This window comes from Actinocrispum sp. NPDC049592 (assembly GCF_040675465.1).
Lineage (GTDB): Bacteria > Actinomycetota > Actinomycetes > Mycobacteriales > Pseudonocardiaceae > Kibdelosporangium.
The window spans coordinates 463147-481600 of record NZ_JBFAPA010000004.1; the positions used below are offsets into that span (position 1 = coordinate 463147).

22 protein-coding genes are annotated in these 18454 nt (G+C 68.2%); 6 read left to right on the top strand and 16 right to left on the bottom strand.

Annotation, left to right across the window (positions count from 1 at the left end; translation table 11 throughout):
- Nucleotides 1–14: 14 nt before the first annotated feature.
- The gene (locus tag AB0J95_RS14465; RefSeq protein ID WP_364757120.1) at nt 15–188 is read left to right on the top strand and encodes a hypothetical protein; all 174 of its coding nucleotides are present in this window, start codon (nt 15–17) and stop codon (nt 186–188) included.
- A gap of 2 nt (nt 189–190) precedes the next feature.
- Here AB0J95_RS14465 and AB0J95_RS14470 read toward each other — a convergent pair whose 3' ends face one another.
- Nucleotides 191–1036: a hypothetical protein gene (locus tag AB0J95_RS14470; protein ID WP_364757122.1), complete on the bottom strand. Its 846-nt coding sequence runs from the start codon at nt 1034–1036 to the stop codon at nt 191–193.
- Between the two features lie 194 nt (nt 1037–1230).
- On the opposite strand from AB0J95_RS14470, the gene AB0J95_RS14475 reads away from it, so the two are divergent.
- On the top strand, nt 1231–2577 hold the full coding sequence (locus AB0J95_RS14475) for a gluconolaconase (RefSeq protein ID WP_364757124.1): 1347 nt from the start codon (nt 1231–1233) through the stop codon (nt 2575–2577).
- Here the strand turns inward: AB0J95_RS14475 and AB0J95_RS14480 are convergent.
- Nucleotides 2567–2698, bottom strand: a complete 132-nt coding sequence (locus tag AB0J95_RS14480) for a hypothetical protein (protein ID WP_364757126.1) — start codon at nt 2696–2698, stop codon at nt 2567–2569. The genes AB0J95_RS14475 and AB0J95_RS14480 overlap by 11 nt on opposite strands.
- 44 nt (nt 2699–2742) lie before the next feature.
- Nucleotides 2743–3012, bottom strand: a complete 270-nt coding sequence (locus AB0J95_RS14485) for a helix-turn-helix transcriptional regulator (RefSeq protein WP_364757127.1) — start codon at nt 3010–3012, stop codon at nt 2743–2745.
- Nucleotides 3013–3099: 87 nt separating this feature from the next.
- Between AB0J95_RS14485 and map the strand changes: the two genes are divergently transcribed.
- Nucleotides 3100–3879 (top strand): type I methionyl aminopeptidase, encoded by a 780-nt coding sequence (gene map, locus AB0J95_RS14490; RefSeq protein ID WP_364757129.1) that lies wholly within the window; start codon nt 3100–3102, stop codon nt 3877–3879.
- Nucleotides 3880–3909: 30 nt separating this feature from the next.
- On the opposite strand, the gene AB0J95_RS14495 is transcribed toward map, so the two are convergent.
- Both AB0J95_RS14495 and AB0J95_RS14500 read right to left on the bottom strand, forming a co-directional pair.
- Complete coding sequence (locus AB0J95_RS14495) at nt 3910–4875, bottom strand: SHOCT domain-containing protein (protein ID WP_364757131.1); 966 nt, start codon at nt 4873–4875, stop codon at nt 3910–3912.
- A gap of 8 nt (nt 4876–4883) precedes the next feature.
- The gene (locus AB0J95_RS14500) at nt 4884–5750 is read right to left on the bottom strand and encodes an alpha/beta fold hydrolase (protein WP_364757133.1); all 867 of its coding nucleotides are present in this window, start codon (nt 5748–5750) and stop codon (nt 4884–4886) included.
- A gap of 136 nt (nt 5751–5886) precedes the next feature.
- Between AB0J95_RS14500 and AB0J95_RS14505 the strand changes: the two genes are divergently transcribed.
- Nucleotides 5887–7182, top strand: coding sequence for an MATE family efflux transporter (locus tag AB0J95_RS14505; RefSeq protein ID WP_364757134.1), 1296 nt, complete (start codon nt 5887–5889; stop codon nt 7180–7182).
- On the opposite strand, the gene AB0J95_RS14510 is transcribed toward AB0J95_RS14505, so the two are convergent.
- A complete protein-coding gene (locus AB0J95_RS14510) occupies nt 7172–7327 on the bottom strand; it encodes a hypothetical protein (RefSeq protein ID WP_364757135.1) in 156 nt (51 codons plus the stop codon). The two genes, AB0J95_RS14505 and AB0J95_RS14510, sit on opposite strands and share 11 nt — an antisense overlap.
- 25 nt (nt 7328–7352) lie before the next feature.
- On the opposite strand from AB0J95_RS14510, the gene AB0J95_RS14515 reads away from it, so the two are divergent.
- On the top strand, nt 7353–7883 hold the full coding sequence (locus tag AB0J95_RS14515) for a CGNR zinc finger domain-containing protein (protein ID WP_364757136.1): 531 nt from the start codon (nt 7353–7355) through the stop codon (nt 7881–7883).
- 7 nt (nt 7884–7890) lie between these two features.
- Here the strand turns inward: AB0J95_RS14515 and AB0J95_RS14520 are convergent, their stop codons facing one another.
- The 7 genes from AB0J95_RS14520 to AB0J95_RS14550 form a co-directional block, all read right to left on the bottom strand.
- A complete protein-coding gene (locus tag AB0J95_RS14520; RefSeq protein WP_364757138.1) occupies nt 7891–8955 on the bottom strand; it encodes a pentapeptide repeat-containing protein in 1065 nt (354 codons plus the stop codon).
- 32 nt (nt 8956–8987) lie between these two features.
- Nucleotides 8988–10217, bottom strand: a complete 1230-nt coding sequence (locus tag AB0J95_RS14525; RefSeq protein WP_364757201.1) for an SPFH domain-containing protein — start codon at nt 10215–10217, stop codon at nt 8988–8990.
- A 76-nt stretch (nt 10218–10293) separates the two neighbouring features.
- Entirely contained in the window at nt 10294–10725 is a 432-nt protein-coding gene (locus AB0J95_RS14530) for an NfeD family protein (protein ID WP_364757140.1), read from the bottom strand.
- A gap of 65 nt (nt 10726–10790) precedes the next feature.
- A complete protein-coding gene (locus tag AB0J95_RS14535; RefSeq protein ID WP_364757142.1) occupies nt 10791–12188 on the bottom strand; it encodes an MFS transporter in 1398 nt (465 codons plus the stop codon).
- A 118-nt stretch (nt 12189–12306) separates the two neighbouring features.
- Nucleotides 12307–12699 carry a PPOX class F420-dependent oxidoreductase gene (locus AB0J95_RS14540; protein ID WP_364757144.1) on the bottom strand — a complete coding sequence of 131 codons (393 nt, stop codon included), beginning with the start codon at nt 12697–12699 and terminating at the stop codon, nt 12307–12309.
- Between the two features lie 26 nt (nt 12700–12725).
- Nucleotides 12726–13532 (bottom strand): DUF3097 domain-containing protein, encoded by an 807-nt coding sequence (locus tag AB0J95_RS14545; protein WP_364757146.1) that lies wholly within the window; start codon nt 13530–13532, stop codon nt 12726–12728.
- A 19-nt stretch (nt 13533–13551) separates the two neighbouring features.
- A complete protein-coding gene (locus AB0J95_RS14550; RefSeq protein ID WP_364757148.1) occupies nt 13552–14205 on the bottom strand; it encodes a hypothetical protein in 654 nt (217 codons plus the stop codon).
- Between the two features lie 130 nt (nt 14206–14335).
- Here AB0J95_RS14550 and AB0J95_RS14555 point away from each other — a divergent pair, with 130 nt between their 5' ends.
- Nucleotides 14336–15256 (top strand): hypothetical protein, encoded by a 921-nt coding sequence (locus AB0J95_RS14555; RefSeq protein ID WP_364757149.1) that lies wholly within the window; start codon nt 14336–14338, stop codon nt 15254–15256.
- Here the strand turns inward: AB0J95_RS14555 and AB0J95_RS14560 are convergent.
- Genes AB0J95_RS14560 through AB0J95_RS14570 form a run of 3 tightly spaced genes read right to left on the bottom strand, consistent with a single transcriptional unit; the run spans nt 15253 to nt 18433 of the window.
- Nucleotides 15253–16137 carry a carbohydrate ABC transporter permease gene (locus AB0J95_RS14560; protein WP_364757150.1) on the bottom strand — a complete coding sequence of 295 codons (885 nt, stop codon included), beginning with the start codon at nt 16135–16137 and terminating at the stop codon, nt 15253–15255. The two genes, AB0J95_RS14555 and AB0J95_RS14560, sit on opposite strands and share 4 nt — an antisense overlap.
- A gap of 2 nt (nt 16138–16139) precedes the next feature.
- Nucleotides 16140–17075 (bottom strand): sugar ABC transporter permease, encoded by a 936-nt coding sequence (locus tag AB0J95_RS14565; RefSeq protein ID WP_364757152.1) that lies wholly within the window; start codon nt 17073–17075, stop codon nt 16140–16142.
- Nucleotides 17072–18433, bottom strand: a complete 1362-nt coding sequence (locus AB0J95_RS14570; protein WP_364757154.1) for an ABC transporter substrate-binding protein — start codon at nt 18431–18433, stop codon at nt 17072–17074. The genes AB0J95_RS14565 and AB0J95_RS14570 overlap by 4 nt, the downstream gene beginning before the upstream one ends.
- Nucleotides 18434–18454: the final 21 nt, after the last annotated feature.

Genomic DNA, 18454 nt, shown 5'->3' on the forward strand with positions numbered 1-18454 from the left:
GCTAGCGTAGGCAAGTGCGTTGGTGGAAGATAGCCGGCCTGGCCGGCCTGGCCGGTGTCGCGGCAACCGGAGTGGTGATCGCCCGCGAACAGCGGCGGCGCCGCGCCTACACGCCTGATGAGATCCGCGAACGACTGCACGCTCGTCTCGCCGAATCAGCGGACAACAGCGCGACCGGAGATCGGTGACTTCAGACCTCGTTCACGGACACGGTGTCCACTGTGGACCTTCGGACGATCACCAGCCCATCGACGACCACCGCTAGCTCGGCGACCACAATGGCCGCGAAGACGTAACCCGTGCCCGCACCGGCGGTGAAGTCCCCGCGCCGCACGATGGCGGCGATCGCGATCAGGACCAGCATGACGGCTTGGACCTCGAGCTGGAGGCGCACCCGCGAGGCGCGGCCGTCCATCGCGATCAGCACGTTCGCCAGACCCAGCGCGTACACCGCGGCCAGGGTCCGCGCGGTCAGCGGCGTGACCATCCACGGCCACATCGTCGCCAGCCAGTCCGGGGCGAGGAACAACCCGGCCGCCAGCAGCAGCTCGGCCACGCCGGACGCGCCCAGCACGATCCGGATGACCTGCGGCAGCCTGGGGCCGGTGGCGACGTCCTCAGCGGTCTGAGCGTTGATCGCGGCCACCGCCACCACCAGGAACGGGGTGGTGAAGTACAGCGCCGCCCACGCGATGAACGAGATGTGCCCGTGGGTGAACTTCTCCCAGTGCAGCACCGTCGTGACACCCAGCATGGACGCGAACAACGCGACCGGCGGGAACCCCAGCGCGACCGCCGACCACGTCCTGGCCATCGCCACCCGCACGAAGAAGAACGCACCCCCGATGTACACCGCCGCCAGCAGCATCGCCGTCAGCGGCGGCCGGATCCCCCACGCGAACAGCTCCAGCGTCCGGGTGGGCATCAGGTAGCAGATGACGAACGCCGCCACCAGGAACGGCACGATCACCACCGCGAGCACCCTGGTCGCCGGCCGCACGCGATCGGCCCCGGTAGCCGATGCCCTGCTGGCCAACGCGTGCTCCTCACCGGTAGCCCCGACCGGCTCTCAGTATGCGCCCGCCGAACCACTGTGGACGGTCACGATCCTGCCTCCATCCGGCCCCGGGCCAATCCGTCGCGAGTCCTTCACCGAATAGCCACGAACGGAGTAGTAACTTCGCCGAACGGGTACCTGGACCTGGCGCAGGCCCGATCGCTAGGAGGCTTATGTTCACCCGACGTCTCGCCCTGCCGGTGACCGTCGTCGCCCTACTGGTGTCCGGATGTGTGGCGGAGTCGGCTCCGGGTAAGGGACCGGCGCCGAAGGCTGCTGCCTCGGACACCCTGGTCCCGGTGACGGTGACGGTCCCCGATGGCATGAACACGGCGCCGTTCAACGTCACCCGCAAGGCGCTCGTGCCGCAGGGGTGGACGATGTCGGTGTTCGCGCGGGTACCGACCGCGCGGCTGCCCGCGTGGGCGCCGGACGGGACGTTGCTGGTGTCCGTCCCCGGGAACGGCAAGGTGGTCCGGTTGACGCCCGACGGGCAGGGGCGGGCGACCGTGTCCACCCTGTTGTCCGGCCAGAACCAGCCGCACGGGCTCACGTTCGTGGACTCGACGCTGTACGTGGCCCAGAGCGACCGGGTGGACAAATACACCTACGCCAACGGGGCGGCGAAGGACCCGCGGCCGGTGGTCACCGGCCTGCCCGACGCCAAGAGCCCGGACCTGGGCGGGAAGTACGCGCACGCGCTGAAGAGCGTCGCCGTGGGCAAGGACGGATCGGTCTACGTGTCCGTCGGGTCCACCGGCAACATCTCCGCCGAAGACCTCACGGCGAACCCGCCGAGGGCCTCGATCCTGCGCATTCCGCCTGGCGGCGGGGCGCCGCAGCCGTTCGCCGTGGGTGTCCGCAACGGCACCGGCCTGGCGATCGCCCCGGACGGCGCGGTGTGGACCGCGGTGAACAACCGGGACAACATCCAGTACCCGTTCGACAAGCCCTACGGCGACGACACGGGCTCGTCGAAGGGCAAGGTCATCCCCGACTACGTGCGTGATCACCCGGTCGAGCCGGTCGCGAAGCTCACCGCCGGCCGCAACCTGGGCTGGCCGTACTGCAACCCGGACGCCGACGTCGATCCCGGTGTCCGCGGCAGCGCGCAGGACCTCTCCGACGTGCCGTTCGACCTGGACGTCGAGATGAACCCCGATGGCAGCAAGCTCGACTGCAGCAAGCTGCCCAGGATCGAGCAGTCCCTCGGCGGGCATTCCGCGCCGCTGGGCCTGTCGTTCGTCGACGGCGGACTGCCCGGCGACTACGCCCACGGCGCCCTGATCGGGGTCCACGGCTCGTGGAACGCCTCCCCGCCGCGCGCGCCGGAAGTGTCGTTCCTGCCCTGGAAGGACGGCGAGCTGGGTGTGCAGCAGACGTTGGTCGGCGGGTTCCAGGCCGCCGACGGGTCCCGGTGGGGCCGCCCGGTCGGTGCGGTGATCGGACCGGACAAGGCCGTGTACATCACCGACGACCAGGCCGGCGCCGTGTACCGGCTGGCGCCGCCTAGCTCGTGACGAAGGTGATGTCGGGCACGGACCGCAGCTCGGTGAACCGCAGCGGTCCGTGCAGCAGCTCCCGCACTTCAAGGTGGCCGCCGACTGTGGAGATCAGCGCCCAGAAGCTCCTCGGCCTCACTCCGCGCACTGTCGAGCAGTGGCTGGCGGACGTGCACGCCTGAGCTACGAGACGGCTTCCAGCGGCAGGTCGTTGCCGCGCCAGGTGGCCGCCAGTTCCTGGAGCGGCAGGTTGAGCGCCTCGCCGAGGCAGACGACCGTGCCGAACCCGGGCGAGGGCAGCCGGCCGGTCTCGATCTTGCGCAGGGTCTCCGGCGAGATGCCGGCCGCGTTCGCGACCTCAGTCAGGTCGCGACCCGCTCGCGCGCGGCGCAGCAGGGCGCCGAGACGCTTGCCGGCTTCGATCTGCTCGGGGGTGAGCGGCTGGCGGACCATGCTCACAGGGTAGGACTGGTATTACTATCCCGGCAAGTGCTACGGTGACGGTATAGTAATACCGGCACCCTGTGACGTGAGGTTTTCGTGATCGAACTGAAGACGCCTGCGGAGATCCAGCGCATGCACGTGGCCGGGCGTTTCGTCGCCGAGGTGCTCACCGAGGTCGGCCGGCTCGCCGACGTCGGGGTCAACCTCCTCGACCTGGAACGTCACGTGCGCGGCATGATCAAACGGCGTGGCGCCGAGTCGTGCTACTGGGACTACGCGCCGTCGTTCGGCAAGGGCCCGTTCCGCAACGTCATCTGCCTGTCGGTCAACGACGCCGTCCTGCACGGCCTCCCCCACGACTACACACTGCGCGACGGCGACGTGCTCACCGCGGACCTCGCGGTCGGCATCGACGGCTGGGTCGCCGACTCCGCGCGCACGGTCATCGTCGGCACCCCCGCCGAGGAGGACCTGCGGATCATCCGCGCCACCGAGGAAGCCCTCGAAGCCGCGATCGAGGTGGCGCGCCCCGGCAACCGCCTGGGTGACATCTCCGCGGCCATCTACGCGGTCGCCGACGGCTACGGCTACCCGGTCAACACCGAGTTCGGCGGTCACGGCATCGGCCGCACCATGCACGAGGCGCCCCACGTCGCCAACAAGGGCCGGGCCGGGCGCGGCCTGACCCTGCGGCCGGGTCTCACCCTCGCCCTCGAACCCTGGCTCGCCCGCACCACCGACCAGATCGTCTACGACCCCGACGGCTGGACCATCCGCTCGGCCGACGGCTCCCGCACCGCCCACTCCGAACACACCGTCGCCATCACCGAGGACGCCCCGCTGGTCCTCACCCGCCGCGAATCGGAAACGCGGTGATCCGGCCGGCCATCAGTCCACAAAGGACGCTTAGCCGCCGGAGAGCAACCTGGACTTCAACCGGTCGAACTCATCGCGGGTGAGCAGGCCCTGCTCCAGCAGCATCGACGCGTCCTTGAGCTGCGCGATGATCGAGGTGGCGTCCGGGCCTTGCGGCGACGGGCTGTTCGCCGCGGTTGACGCGAGCACTTCCCTGATTCTGCCGAGCACCGGCGACAGGTCGATGCGCAGCTGGCCGGGTTCGGTCTTGGTGTGGAGAAAGAACAGTTCCGAGTCCGTGGTCCGCATGGAGAGCACAGTCTTGACGACGCTGCGAGTTCCGGCCGCCTTCAGCCCGGCCGAGATCACGCTTTCCGCCGCATTCAGGATGTTGTCGCTGATCCCCGTCTGGGTGGCCCGGATAGCCGTGCCGATGATCTTTCCCGCGGAGTCGGCGAACGGGTTGGTCGACTGGGTCACTCCTGGCCCGGTTATCTGGATATTCGTGAAGGTGTCGTAGTTCAGGCGGCCCAGTGTGTGCGTTGTCCCGACGGCGAACACTGTCAGGCTGTCGGTCATGAATCGCAGATCGTAGGCGGATTTCAAGGTCAGGTCCGCGGCCGGTGTGTAGCCACCCAGGAAGATCGACTCGCTCAGCAGTAGTCGCGTGTTCTGTTCCAGCTCCAGGCGAAGCTTCTGGTCGTCCGATCGAAGCTGATACCTGGCCGCGTTGCGTGCGACGTTCTTGCGACATCTGTCGAATTCCCGCGGATCGAGGGCGGCGAGGGTTCGCCACACGCCCAGCCAGCCCGCTTCGGTGAGCGGGAAGTAGTCGGACACGATCTTCTCGAACCCGAGCGAGGAGTTGCGGGCGACGACCAGGCCGGGGCCGCCCTTCTTCGCCGGCCGATCCCGGCAGAAGACGTAGTACTTGCCGTTCGGGTCGCTGTAGCTGAGGAGGTTCCCCAGTTCCGGAAGGCCGAGCGCCGGGTACGGCGGAATGTCGTGCGATGCCATTGTGTGGGTTATTTGGCGCGGTCGGCGGTGCGGGTGACTCCGTCCACAATGGTCGGCCAGATCGCGCGCGGCAGGTCGTGCCCCATGCCGGGCACCAGGATCAGCTCGGCACCGGGGATCGCCCGCGCGGTCGCCTTGCCGCCGGAGACGTGCACCAGCGGGTCGCGCTTGCCGTGGATCACCAGCGCCGGGATCCGCAGTTTCCGCAGCTGCGGGGTTCGGTCCGTCGCGGAGGTGACGGCCACCAGTTGCCGCAGGGTGCCGGCGCGGTTGATCCCGCGGTCGTAGGTGCGGCCGCTGCGTTCGCGCATTCTGGCTTCGTCAAAGGGAAAACCGGGTGAACCTATCCGCTTGAAGGTCGCGGTGGCCGCGGCGATGTAACCGTCGCGGTCGACCGCCTTGCCGTTCAGCAGCGCGAGCCCGACCAGTGGCTGCGGCCAGCCGACGAACCGGCCGCCAGTGGTCGACATGATCGACACCAGCGAACGGACCTTGGCCGGATGCCGGATCGCCAGGGTCTGCGCGATCATCCCGCCCAGCGACGCGCCGGTGACGTGCGCGGACTCGATGCCCAGGTGATCGAGCAGCCCGGCGGCGTCGTCGGCCATGTCCGCCAACGAGTACGGCTGCTTGGCGCCCAGGAACGACCCGACGAGCGACGCCCGTCCGGTCATCGCCTGCGACCGTCCGCAGTCACGGTTGTCGTAGCGGATCACGTGGAAACCGCGGTCGGCCAGCAGCCCGCAGAGTTCCTCGTCCCACCAGATCATCGGCCCGCCCAGGCCCATGATCATCAGCAGTGGCCGGCCACCGGGGTCGCCGATGGTCTCGTAACAGATCCGTATCCCGTTGATGTCGGCCATCTGCTCGCTCATCCCTCCGATTCTGCCGGATTTCCAGGCACTGACAAGATTCCATGCGGTAACGAGCATTGGACGCGTTGACCCCTTACGGTTAGGCTCCCGCTCGTCAGGGGCGCAAGCCCAGAGCGCTCCTTACTGGGGGAGAGACATGCTGGTCGACCGGCAGATCGTCAAGCTCGCCGTACCCGCGTTGGGTGTCCTTACCGCCGAACCGCTTTACCTTCTTGTCGACACCGCCGTGGTCGGGCACCTCGGCGCCGTTCCCCTCGCCGGCCTGTCGGTCGGCGCCATCGTGCTGGCCCAGATCGCCACCCAGATGTCGTTCCTGACCTTCGGCACCACCGCCCGGGCGGCCCGATTGCACGGCGCCGGCCGACGGGCCGATGCGGTCGCCGAAGGTGTGCAGGCGACGTGGTGCGCCGTGCTGATCGGCCTGGTGCTGCTCGTCGCCGGGCAACTGTTCGTCTCCCCCATCGCCCATGCCCTCACCGGGGACGTTCAGGCGGCGGATGCGGCCATCGGGTGGTTGCGGATCGCACTGTTCGGCGCACCGATGATCTTGATCACCATGGCGGGCAACGGCTGGATGCGCGGTGTACAGGACATGCGGCGGCCACTGCGGTTCGTGCTCGTGGGCAACGGGATCTCCGCTGCCCTGTGCCCGTTGCTGGTGCACGGCTTCGGCTGGGGGCTCAATGGTTCCGCCATCGCCAACGTCGCGGCGCAACTGATCTCCGCCGGCTTGTTCGTGCGGGCGCTGATCGCCGAGGGCGTTCCCCTCGCGCCCGTTGCGGCTGCCCTCAAGGCGCAGTTCGGCGTCGCCCGTGACCTGGTCCTGCTGGGCCTGGCGTTCCAGTCGTGCTGGATCTCCGCGACCGCCGTCGCCGCGCACACCTCAACGGCCGCGGTCGGTGCGCACCAGGTGGTGTTCCAGCTGTGGATGTTCCTGGCGCTCGTGCTCGACTCGCTGGCTGTGGCCGCGCAGGCGTTGATCGGCGCCGCACTCGGCGCGGACGACTCGGACCGCGCGCGCCGGGTGGCCTGGCAGGTGACTCGCAGCGGCCTCGCTTTCGGCACCGTGCTCGCCGTTCTGTTCGCGGCACTGGCCGAGGTCCTGCCACACGTGTTCACCAGCGACCCGGGCGTGCTCGCGGAAATCCCCAACGCCTGGTGGTTCTTCGTCGCGCTGCAACCCATCGGCGGTGTCGTGTTCGCTTTGGACGGTGTGCTGCTCGGCGCCGGCGACGCGGCGTACCTGCGCAACGCCACGATGGTCGCGGCCGCGCTCGGGTTTCTGCCGATCGTGTGGGCATCGTTGAGTTTCGGCTGGGGGCTGGCCGGGATCTGGTCAGGTCTCTCGGCGTTCCTGCTGGTCAGGATGGTCAGCGTGGTCTCCCGGCTGCGATCCGGCCGGTGGGCGGTCGTCGGCGCAGTCAGGGCGTGACCACGGCCGTCACGGTCCGTTCCAGCTGGATGATCCACGAGCCGCAGACACACCGGCGGTAGCTGACGACACCTTCGGACGTGCGGTGCTCGGAGGCGGGCAGTTCGTGTGCGGGCCACCCGCACTGAGGGCATCTGGTGATCACCAGCCCAGCCTGGTGTAATGGGTCAATGCAGTTCAACCCTTACGGCGGGCCCGCGGCGGAGCTGGCGGCCGCGCTGGTGAACGTCGGCAAGGACGTGACCGACCCGGCCGAGGCCGTGAGTTCGCTGTTCCGCCAGTACAACCGCGCGAACACCGTCGTCACCGACTCGGAAGCCGTGGAGATCCTGGCGTGGGCCGACCGGCTGTCCCCCGCTTTCGGTGAGCCGGATCTCGCCCGTTTGATTGACGTGGTCAACGGCCTGCTCGAGGACTCGGCAAGCCGCCCCTACATCTCCACCCACGACGGCCGCGCCCCTCACATCCACTACTCGGGCGAGCACGTCGGCGAGGTCGCACGGACCAAGGCGTTCACCGCCGCGGGCGTGGCGCATGTGCTGTGCCTGGATCCCGCGCGGCTGGGTCGGTGTGACGGGGTTGGGTGCGAGGTCGTGTACGTGGACACCTCACGCAATGGGCGGCGCCGGTTCTGTTCGACGCGATGCGCGACCCGCGTGTACGTGGCCGATCACCGCAGCCGCGTCGCCTCAGGCGGGTAAGCCGCCGTCACCACCATTTCCCTTTCGTCCTGTCGTCCGTCTCCGCGTCGTCGATCCGCGTTCGGTCGTGCCGGGTGTCCCTGAGATCCACACCGCGGAGGTGCGCCCCCTTGATGTCGGCCTCGTTGAGGTCCGCGAATCTGAAGCTCGCGTCCTGAAAATCGCCGTACGCCAGGTCGGCGCGCCACAGGATCGCCCTGGAGAAGTCCGCGCCGTGCGCGTAACTGAGGGCCAGGTTCGCACCAATGAGGTTCGCGTCGGCGAATTGCGCCCCGTCCATGACGCCGCAGATGGCGCCGAACTTTGCCAGGTTCGCGAACCTGAAGTCGGTATGGCTGCAGACGGTCGGCTTGGCTCCTGGTCTGGTGAAGGACTGGACGCCGGTGAAATCGGCCGCCCAGAACTCGGCGCTGCTGAGGTCGGCCGAGTAGAAGGCCGAGTTCGTCAGGTTGGCGCGGATGAAGTTGGCCTTGGTCAGGGTCGACCCATCGAACACCGCGCCGACGAGGCACGTCTCGTGCAGGTCGACAACGGCCTTCCGGTCTTGAGCCGCGTCCCGTCGGCTGATGACTGTCAACGCCGCCTGAACATCCGCGGGAATGCGTTGGTCCGGGCACGTCACTGGGGTTCTGAGTGTCTCGGGCGGTGCGGAGGGCGGGGTGTTGGTGCGGATGAAGGCGGTGAGGACCTCGATGATCGTGGGCTGGTCCCGCGGCGAGTCGTGGGCAAGGCGTTCCAGCGCATAGATTCCGCCGAGGCGGATCTGCAGGTGGTCGGCGCCCTGCCGGCCGATCTGCTCGACCGCCTTGCCGTACCGGTCGGTGAACTGGCCTTGCTCCACCACCGCGTTCTGCGACTGCGCGATGGCGACCTGGTCGCGGGTGGCGTTCAGCGACAGGCCGGTGAAGATCAAGGCGCCGACCGCCGTCAGGGCGGTGATCAGTGACGTCACCGCCGGCCAGTTCATCTGCCGCCGCCGGGATGGCTTGCGTGCAGCCGGTCGCAGGCTCGGTGTCCTGCGCACCTGGGTGACCACGACGCTGGGCACCAGCCTGCGGCGATGTCCTTTCACATCAGGCACTATCGACAGACCCTATGTGATCGTCACGTCTCGTCGGACAGCTCGGGTGAGTCGGCGAGGTCGACGCCGGGGCCGGGTGGTGGGGCGGTGGCGGCGGGGTCGTCGTCGTTGGCGGACATGGTGATCGGGCGGACGGGGGTGGGGCGGACCTGCAGGGGGCTCGGGACTTCCTTGCGGGCCACGGCTTCCGCGGCGCGCACGGCCTCGGCGACGCGGGGGTCGGTGGAGGTGTCGAACCAGCCCTTGATCTCGTCGTCGTCCTGTTCGGGGCGCGACATGGGGACTTCCTCTTTGGACGGTTCGTAGCGGAACACGCCGTCGTCGCCGGGGGCGCCGAGCATGCGGGCGAACCCTTCGAGGGCCTTGCCGTAGTCGGACGGCACGAGCCAGACCTTGTTGGCGTCGCCCTGCGCCATCTGCGGCAGGGTCTGCAAGTACTGGTACGCAAGGACTTCCGGCGTCGGCTTGCCGGCCTTGATCGCGGTGAACACCTTCTCGATCGCCTTGGCCTGGCCTTGGGCCTGCAGGTAGCGGGCTGCGCGTTCACCTTGGGCGCGCAGGATCCGGGACTGGCGCTCGGCCTCGGCGGCGAGGATGGCGGCCTGCTTGGCGCCCTCGGCGGACAGGATCTGGCTCTGTTTCTGGCCTTCCGCGGTCTTGATAGCCGCCTCGCGCTGCCCTTCCGCGGTCAGGATCATCGCGCGCTTCTCGCGGTCGGCGCGCATCTGCTTCTCCATCGAGTCCTGAATGGACGGCGGCGGGTCGATCGCCTTGAGCTCCACGCGGGCGACGCGGATACCCCAGCGGCCGGTGGCCTCGTCGAGCACGCCACGCAGCTGTGAGTTGATCTCGTCGCGGGAGGTGAGGGTCTCCTCGAGGCTCATGCCGCCGACCAGGTTGCGCAGCGTGGTGGTGGCCAGCTGCTCGACACCGACGATGTAGTTGGAGATCTCGTAGACCGCCGCGCGCGGCTCGGTGACCTGGAAGTACACGACGGTGTCGATGGACACGGTCAGGTTGTCCTGCGTGATCACCGGCTGCGGCGGGAAGGACACCACCTGCTCGCGCAGGTCGATGCGCGCGCGGACCCGGTCGAGGAACGGGGCGAGGAAGTTCAGCCCGGGCTCGGCGACCTTGGTGAACCGGCCGAGCCGTTCGATCACCGCGGCCTGCGCCTGCGGGATGACCAGGACGGACTTGACCACGACCGTCAGCACGAACACGACGATGACCACGACGAGGATGATCGTGATGGAGTCCAAGTCAGCTACCTCCACGATGCGCGGGGTTGGTGAGTTCTCTCTACTAGCTCCACGGCTCTCGCGCGCGTCATGGCTCGGGCGCCACGATCGCGGTCGCCCCGGAGATCTCCACGACGATCACCGCCGTGCCCTCCGGGAACGTCTCGGCCTCGCCGTGGTGTGCTCGCGCGGACCAGATCTCCCCGCCGATCTTGACCCGCCCCTGGTCGCCGTGCACCGGCACGACCACCGTCGCCTTGGCACCGATCAACGCCTGTGTGTTCGTCCGGATGTCCCGCGTCTGGTAGCGACGCAGCATCACCGGCCGTAACCCGGCCAGTAGGGCGACCGACACGATGGCGAACACGATCGTGGCCAGGACGGGTCCCGCGCCGAACGCGGCGGCCAGCGCTCCCCCCAGTGCACCCAGGCCGGTCATGAGCAACCACAGGCCCCCGGTCGCCATCTCGGCAGCGACCAGGATCAAGCCTGCGACCAACCACACCAGCCAGGCCGCCATCGCCACATCGTGTCACGCCGATCGCTGGATGTGATCAGCGTTCACCCGATCGCGCAGCCCCGGGGCTACGCCGCCTTGCGGGGCATCAGCGCGACGAGCGGGAGGCTGAGGACGGTGAGGGCCAGCACGACGATGAGCGTGACTTTCATGGCGTGGTCCACTCCGGCGGCCGTGGCCTGGAAGAAGATCGACGTGACCGCGGCCGAGCCGATCGCCGAGGCGAGTTGCTGGATCGAGCTGAACGAGCCGCTGGCGCTGCCGGCCTCGTCAGGTTTCGCGTCGCCCAGAGCGACGGTGGGGATGGTCGCGAAGCTGAGGCCGATGCCGACACCGATGACGAAGAACGCGGGGGCCAGCGCCCAGAGGTTCGTCCCGGCGGAGGCGACCAGGACCAGGACCCAGCCGCAGCCGAGAAGGTCGACGGTGAGGCCGATGAACACGAGCCGGCGGCCGAACTTGGCGACCAGGCCACCCATCGCGGCGAACCCGGCGGCGACGAGCCCCAGGGTGAGCGGCACCAGCCCAAATGAGGTGTCCTTCGGGCTGACGTGCAGACCTTCCTGCAGGAACAGCGACAGCACGAACAGCAGACCGGAGCCGGCGGCGACCGCGACCAGGCACACGACCAGTCCGGACGTGAAACCGCGGTTCTTCATCAGCGAGGGCGTGATGAGCGGATGGGTCGCGGTGCGCTGGCGGTAGACGAAGGCGGCGAAGAACAGGACGCCGACGGCGATCGACGCGATGGGCAGGGCGCTCCAGCCGTTGGTCGAGCCCTCGATCAGGCCGTACAGCAACCCGAGCATGGTCACCGCGAGCAGCCCCGAGGCCCAGCCATCGATCACGGTGGACCGGTCGACGTCGTCGTCACGCGGCAGGATCCTGACGGCCATGACCAGTCCGGCAACGCCAAGGATGATGTTGATCAGGAAGATCGGCCGCCAGGACAGCCCGAACACATCGGCGCTGATCACGAATCCGGCCAGGACCGGGCCGCCGACGCTGGAGAGCCCGAGCACCGGGCCGAACAGCCCGAACGCCTTGGCGAGCATGCCGCGGTCGAATGCTTTGGTCATGATCGCCATGCCTTGCGGGATGAGCAGCGCCCCGAACGCTCCCTGCGCGACCCGGGCGGCGATGAGCAGCGCAGGGCTGGATGCGAACCCGGCGACCGCCGACGCCACTGTGAACCCACCCATCCCGATCAGGAAAAGCCTGCGCTGACCGAACTTGTCACCCAACCGCCCGCCGACCACGAGCAACACGCCCATCGCGAGCATGTACGCCGGACCGAGCCACTTGATCAGGCTCTCCCCGCCGTTGAGCTCACCCGCGATCGTGGGAGCGGCGATGTTCGTGACCGTCGCATCGATCACGTCGAGAGCGTCGGCCAGCAGCACCAATCCCAGAATCGCCCACATCAGGCGACCGGAACGGCGGGCGGGCTCCGTCAAGGTAGTCATCGGGAAACGTCCTTCGCGGGTCCGTCGGCTCGCCCCTGCTGGGCGGCCTGTCACCGCTGCTACGAACACCCCCGACCCGATCCGACACCTCCTTCGAAATCTCTTCCCAAGAACTTCGTCAGGCAGCGGGTGGGAACACGTACAGCTTTTCCGGGGTGATCCGGACGATGACCCGCTCCGCCTCGGGCTCGGGCGGCGGCGTGGCGCCGCCCATGTAGGTGTTGTACATCTCGGTGAGCATCAGTTTGGCGGGGTCGTCGGTGATGGTGACGGTGCCACGGATCTCGACGTAGCGGCCGGGTTCCTTGCTGACCACGAGGAGGCTGACGCGGGGGTCGCGGGTCATGTTGCGGGTTTTGAGGCGGCCTTTGATGGTGCTGAACACGACGGTGTCGCCGTCGCGTTTGACGAAGATGACCGACGACTGTGGACGGCCGTCGGCGTTCGCGGTGGCGAGTACGGCGGTGTGCGGGCCGTCGAGCAGGGCCCGGGTATCAGCGGTGAGTTCCATGCCCATACAGACCCCGGGCGGAGCGTTCAGGAATCGGTGATGCCGACGAAGTCGATGAGCCGTTCCACGGAACCGATCAGCGGGGTCTCCAGATCGCGGAACCCCTTCACGCCCGCGAGGACCCGGCGCCAGCCGTCGGCGGGTTCGCCCCAGCCGAGCGCGGAGCAGATCCCCTCCTTCCACGGCACCCCGCGCGGAATCGTCGGCCACTGCTTGATCCCGACCGAGGCGGGTTTGACCGCCTGCCAGATGTCCACATAAGGGTGCCCCGTCACCAGGACGTTGGGATCGGTGACGGCGGCGACGATGCGGGATTCCTTGCTGCCGTCGACGAGGTGGTCGACCAGGACGCCGAGGCGGCGGTGCGGGGCGGTGCCGAACTCGGCGATGTCGGCGGCGAGGTTGTCGATGCCGTCGAGGGGTTCGACGACAATCCCTTCCACGCGGAGGTCGTGGCCCCACACGCGTTCGACCAGTTCGGCGTCGTGGATGCCCTCGACCCAGATCCGGCTCTCGCGGGCGGTGCGCGCCTTCAAACCCGCGACGCGCACGGAGCCGGACGCGGACATGGCGGGTTTTGCCGGTGCGGCAGCGGGTTTGACGAGGGTGACGGGTTTGCCGTCGACCAGGAACCCGGCCGGGACCATGGGGAACAGGCGGTGTTTGCCGTGCCGGTCCTCCAGCACGACGCTGCCCTGCTCGATGCGGACCACCGCGCCGCAGAACCCGCTCGCCGGGTCCTCGACCACCAGGCCCGGCTCGGCGGCCAGCTCCGGGATCACCCGCTTGGGTTTGCCCGAAAGGATGTCGCGGCCGTAGTTCTGTGATCGCACGCGTGGGACCGTACCGGTCTCAGCGGCACGGGCCCCGCGTCGGCGCGTTGGTCCGCGTGTCGACCGCGACATCGGGGATGTAGCCGGTGCCGACGAAGTCCCACAGGTCGGTCATGTACCCGTTGTACGGGTCGCGGGACATCTGGCCGCGGGTGGTGCAGAAGATCTCCGCGACCGAACCGCCGGGCAGGAACCCCACTTTGCGCGCGGTGAAATACGGCTGGTCGAACACCTCCGCGCCGATCGGCTTCACCTGTCCGGCGAATGGTTTCGTCGTTGTCGTCGTACGAGATGTAGTTGTGTGAGAAGACTTCGACGTGGTGCTTGCCGGGGAATCGCTTGTGTAATTCTTTGACGAATTCGTCGTGGTGGTCGTGGACGTTGTCCGGGACGTTGTTCCGGATGTCGGCGAAGTGGTGGTCGGTGGGTCCGACGAGGTGGGCGGGTCGGGCAGCTCCTGCCCGGCGGCGTGCCGGACCTGGTAGGTGAACGTGCTGATCCCCAACAGGATCAGGATGGACCCGACCAGCACACCGGCGACCCGCACCTTGCCCGCCGTCTCGGGAATGCGCGACTGCAGGAACACGAACTTCTTCCCGAGCACGCCCGCCATCAGCAGCACCACGCCGGCCAGGCCCAGTACGACGGGAAGGGAGAGATCCTTGAGGCTCAACGGCGTTTTCCCCTCGGGGCGCGATGCCGATATCCACACACTTCTCGTGTGTTCGCCGTGTTGCGTTACTTGTGCGAGTTCTGTGGCTATTTGTACTTACGCTGAACAGCCCTGTGGCACAGTGATCATCGTGCTGCCGAACGATCCGCCGGACTGGCTGCGGGGCTGGTGCCTGGACCATCTGGCCGGCGAACCCGCCGAGGTGCTCTTCCGGCTGCGCCAGATCTCGATGGTGTTCGGCCTGCGGCTGACCAACGGGGTGGAGGTCGTGGTCAAGGCCCGCGAGGACGACGGCCGGGCCGGGTCGTGTGTGGCGGCGCAGATGGTGTTGGCCGAGCGCGGATTTCCGTGCGCCCGGCCGCTCACACCCGTTGTCGGCGTGGGTGACCTGGCCGTGCACGCCGAGGAGTACCGGCCCGGCGGCGATGTGCTGTATGGAGACTCGCCGGACGTGGCCGTGCGCTACGCCGAAGTGTTCGCCTGGCTGATGACCGACCTGGCCGACGTGACAGTCGCGCCTCCGCTGCCTAGTCCACGCTGGTCACGGTGGGACCACACGGATCCCGGGGTGTGGCCGGCCATCGACTTCCTCGATGACCGCGACCAGAGCGCCGTGCCCGACTTCGTCGTCAACACGGCCGACCGGGTCCGCAAGCGGGTCCTGGCCGCCGGTTTGCCGTGCGTACTGGGCCACGCGGACTTCGAGGCACAGAACCTGCGATGGCACGGCGACCGGATCTGGACCGTGCACGACTGGGACAGCCTGGCCTGGCAACCCGAAGCGGCGTTGGCGGGACTGGCCAGTGGGGCGTTCGCGAACTCCGGGCAGCCCACGCTGGCACCGATCGAGAGTTCCGAGGCGTTCCTGGCGACCTATCAGGACGCCAGGGGCCGCGTGTTCACCGACGAGGAACTCGAGGTCGCCTGGGCGGCCAGCCTGTGGACCCCCGCTCACAACGCCCGATGGGAAGTACTCCACGGTGACGCCCCGGTCGCCGGAGACGCCCTGGAGGCCCAAGCCGCCGAACGCCTCCGCCGCGCGAATGCCTAGCCCTTCGTCGAGCCGGCGAGCATGCCGGACACCAGAGTCCGCTGGGAGAACACGAACAGCACGAGCACCGGCAGGATGGCGATGATGACCGCCAGCGCCAGCTCGGGGCTGGTGATGTTCAGGCCGCCGCCCGCCACCGGGTTGAACGCCGGGGTCGAGGAAAGCAGCTGGTTCAGGCCGACCTGCAGCGGGAACTGGTCGCTGTTGGGCAGCACGAGGTAGGGCAGGAAGAAGTTGTTCCAGTTGCCCACGAAGCTGAAGAACGCGACCAGCCCGGCCACCGGTTTGGCCAGCGGCAGGGCGATCCTGGTGAACACCTGCAGCTGCGAGCAGCCGTCGATCCGCGCGGCCTCGATGATCTCGCGGGGCAGGCTGGTGGCGAAGTAGATGTACACCAGGTACACGCCGAACGGGTAGAACGCCATCGGCAGCACCACCGACCAGATCGTGCCGATCAGCCCGAACTGGTTGAGTTCCAGGAACACCGGCAGCACGAGGGTGGCCGACGGCATGATCATCACGACCAGGGTGACCGCCAGCAGGGTCTTGCGGCCGCGGAAGTTCATCAGCGCCAACGCGTAACCCGCCGGGACGCTGACCAGCAGGGTGAGCACGAGGGTCAGCGCGGAGTAGATGGCGGAGTTGCGCAGCCACACCAGCAGCACCCCGTCCTGGAACGCGATCAGGTGCTGCCAGGCGGTGCCGATGTTGGCCAGCGACCCGAACGACAGCGGGCCGTCGTGGATCAGCTCGCCCGCGGTCTTGGTCGGGGCGAGCACCAGCCACAGCACGGGCACGACGAAGAACACCGCGAGCGCCAGCAGCAGCACCACGATCACCAGGCTGGCCGACTCGTGCGGCCGCTTCAGCCTGCTCAACATGGTCATGCCTCATCGTCCACGGTGAACAGATCCGAGCGGGACACCAGCACCCCGGCGCAGATCAGGCCCAGGGCCAGCAGGAACACAGAGATCGCGGCGGCGCCGTTGAAGTCGCCCTTCTGGAACGCGTACACGTAGGCCAGCTGGTTGGGCGACCAGGTGGGGCTCACCCGGCCCAGGGAGGCGGTCTGCAGCAGCTGGGGTTCGACGAACAGCTGGGTGCCCGCGGCGAACGCCAGGATGGTCATGTAGGCGATCCACTTGCGGATCATCGGGATCTGGATGTTCCATGCCGTGCGCCACGGTCCGGCACCGTCCATTCTGGCCGCTTCGAGCACCTCGTCGGGGATGTTGTTCAGCGCCCCGTACATCACGACCATCCAGCCGCCCGCGCCGGTCCAGAACGCGATCAGCACGAAGATCACCGGCAGGTCCCCCGGCGCCAGCACGGCCGCGAACGAGTCGAACCCCAAGGCGTGCAACAACCCCGAGGCCGGGCTGACGCCGGGGTCGAGCATGAACAGCCACACCAGCACGCTCGCCACCCCGGCCAGCGCGCCCGGCACGTAGTACAGGAACCGGAAGATCGCCGACAGTCCCGGCCGGATCCGCCCGCGCAGCACCACGGCCACCGCCACGGTCAGCACGACCAACGCGACCAGCCACATCACCAGGTACAGCGCGATGTTGAGGAACGCGGGCAGGAACCGGTAGTCCTGCGCGACTTTGACGAACTGGTTGAGCCCGGTGAACTGCCCGCGGTCGTTGGTCAGCGCCAGGTAGAACGCGTACACCGTCGGGAAGATGCCGAACGCGACCAGCAGCACCGTGTACCCGGCCACGAACAACCACCCCGCCGGCCCGGTCCGCCGACGTCGCCGGACGGGACTGGCGATCACGGTCACCGCTGGGGCGACCGAAGTGTCCACTGTGGTCATTTCCCGGCAATCGTGTAGCCGACTGTCTTGGCTTCGTCGATGATCGCGGTCTGCCACTGCGGCAAGGTCTCGGTCAGCGTCCTGCCCGCCGTCAATGCCGGGAGGACGACGTTGGACCACGCGGTGGCGTCGGAGAACCTGGTGTTCGACCAGCCGGTCCAGACCGCGTCGGCGGCCTTGGTGAGGACATCGCTGACATCCGTGGCGAAGTACTGCTTGTTCTCCGGGTTGGCCAGCCACGCCTTGGCGGCCGCCGAGTAGGCCGGGTAGGTCGGGGCGCCGGCCTGGTTCTCGTTCGAGGTGGTCAGCCAGGTCACCAGGTCGGTGGCCGTCTTGAGGTTGGCGGTGTGCGACGACACCATCCAGACGCCGCCGCCGACGTTGCCGGTGGCCACAGTGGACTCACCGTCCCACTTCAACGGACCCGTGGCGGCCATCTGCCCGGCCGGAACCTTGAACGCGCCGTCGAACAGGTACTTGCCGTACCAGGACGGCCCGTTGGCCATCAGCACCTTCGACGCGTTGTCCTTGGCGAAGCTCTGGCTGAAGAACCCCTGGGTGGTCAGGCTCTTGGCGGCGATCAGCTTGTCCAGCAGGGTCGCCATCCGGGTGCAGTTCTTGTCGGACAGGTCGGACTTGAGTGTCCTGGCGTCCACAAGAGACAGCGCCGGGCACTGGCTGGACCAGAAGTACGACTCGTGCGAGTTGGTGTCGCCGACCGATCCGATCAGGTACCCGGGGTGCTCCTTGGCGACCTTCTCCCCCAGCGCCTCGTACTGCTCCCACGTTTCCGGTACCTGGTAGCCGAACTCGTCCATCAGCTTCTTGTTGTACCAAAGCACGACCTGCGCGATGTCGTTGCGCAGGCAGTAGGTGTGCCCGTTGAACTTGCACGGATCCAGGGAGCCCTTGGCGAACCCGTCGAGCGTCGCCTGCGGGACCAGACCGGCGTCGAACGGCGCGGCGAACGCCTTGGCCTGCGGGTTGGCGGGTTGCGAGGCCCAGGTGACGTCGGTGGTGCTGGCGAACACGACGTCCGGCCAGCCGTTGCCGGTCCGGTCGAACAACTGGACCTTGGTCTGCAGGTAGGTCGATCCGTCCGCGCTGCCGTCGTAGGTGACGACGTTCAGCTTCGCCTCGGGGTGCGCGGCCTGGTAGGCCTGCACGGACTTGAGCCGGGTGGAGTCGGTCCACACGGTGATCTGTGAGCCGTCCTGCTGCGGAGCCGGTTCGAACGCGGCCGGGGAGCCGCCACCACCAGGGGCGGTGGACTGTTCCGCGGTGGCACACGCCGACAGCATCACCGCGGTCACCGACAGTGCGGCGATGGTGAGGCGGCGTCGGGCCCCTGACTTCATTGACCTGGGCGACATGGGGTT

What these genes read in the sequence shown, in the direction of transcription:
- AB0J95_RS14475 (WP_364757124.1), top strand. Translation starts at nt 1,231, where the DNA reads ATGTTCACCCGACGTCTCGCCCTGCCGGTGACCGTCGTCGCCCTACTG.
- AB0J95_RS14485 (WP_364757127.1), bottom strand. Translation starts at nt 3,012, where the DNA reads ATGGTCCGCCAGCCGCTCACCCCCGAGCAGATCGAAGCCGGCAAGCGT.
- AB0J95_RS14495 (WP_364757131.1), bottom strand. Translation starts at nt 4,875, where the DNA reads ATGGCATCGCACGACATTCCGCCGTACCCGGCGCTCGGCCTTCCGGAA.
- AB0J95_RS14500 (WP_364757133.1), bottom strand. Translation starts at nt 5,750, where the DNA reads ATGAGCGAGCAGATGGCCGACATCAACGGGATACGGATCTGTTACGAG.
- AB0J95_RS14505 (WP_364757134.1), top strand. Translation starts at nt 5,887, where the DNA reads ATGCTGGTCGACCGGCAGATCGTCAAGCTCGCCGTACCCGCGTTGGGT.
- AB0J95_RS14515 (WP_364757136.1), top strand. Translation starts at nt 7,353, where the DNA reads ATGCAGTTCAACCCTTACGGCGGGCCCGCGGCGGAGCTGGCGGCCGCG.
- AB0J95_RS14530 (WP_364757140.1), bottom strand. Translation starts at nt 10,725, where the DNA reads ATGGCGGCCTGGCTGGTGTGGTTGGTCGCAGGCTTGATCCTGGTCGCT.
- AB0J95_RS14535 (WP_364757142.1), bottom strand. Translation starts at nt 12,188, where the DNA reads ATGACTACCTTGACGGAGCCCGCCCGCCGTTCCGGTCGCCTGATGTGG.
- AB0J95_RS14540 (WP_364757144.1), bottom strand. Translation starts at nt 12,699, where the DNA reads ATGGAACTCACCGCTGATACCCGGGCCCTGCTCGACGGCCCGCACACC.
- AB0J95_RS14560 (WP_364757150.1), bottom strand. Translation starts at nt 16,137, where the DNA reads ATGTTGAGCAGGCTGAAGCGGCCGCACGAGTCGGCCAGCCTGGTGATC.
- AB0J95_RS14565 (WP_364757152.1), bottom strand. Translation starts at nt 17,075, where the DNA reads ATGACCACAGTGGACACTTCGGTCGCCCCAGCGGTGACCGTGATCGCC.
- AB0J95_RS14570 (WP_364757154.1), bottom strand. Translation starts at nt 18,433, where the DNA reads ATGAAGTCAGGGGCCCGACGCCGCCTCACCATCGCCGCACTGTCGGTG.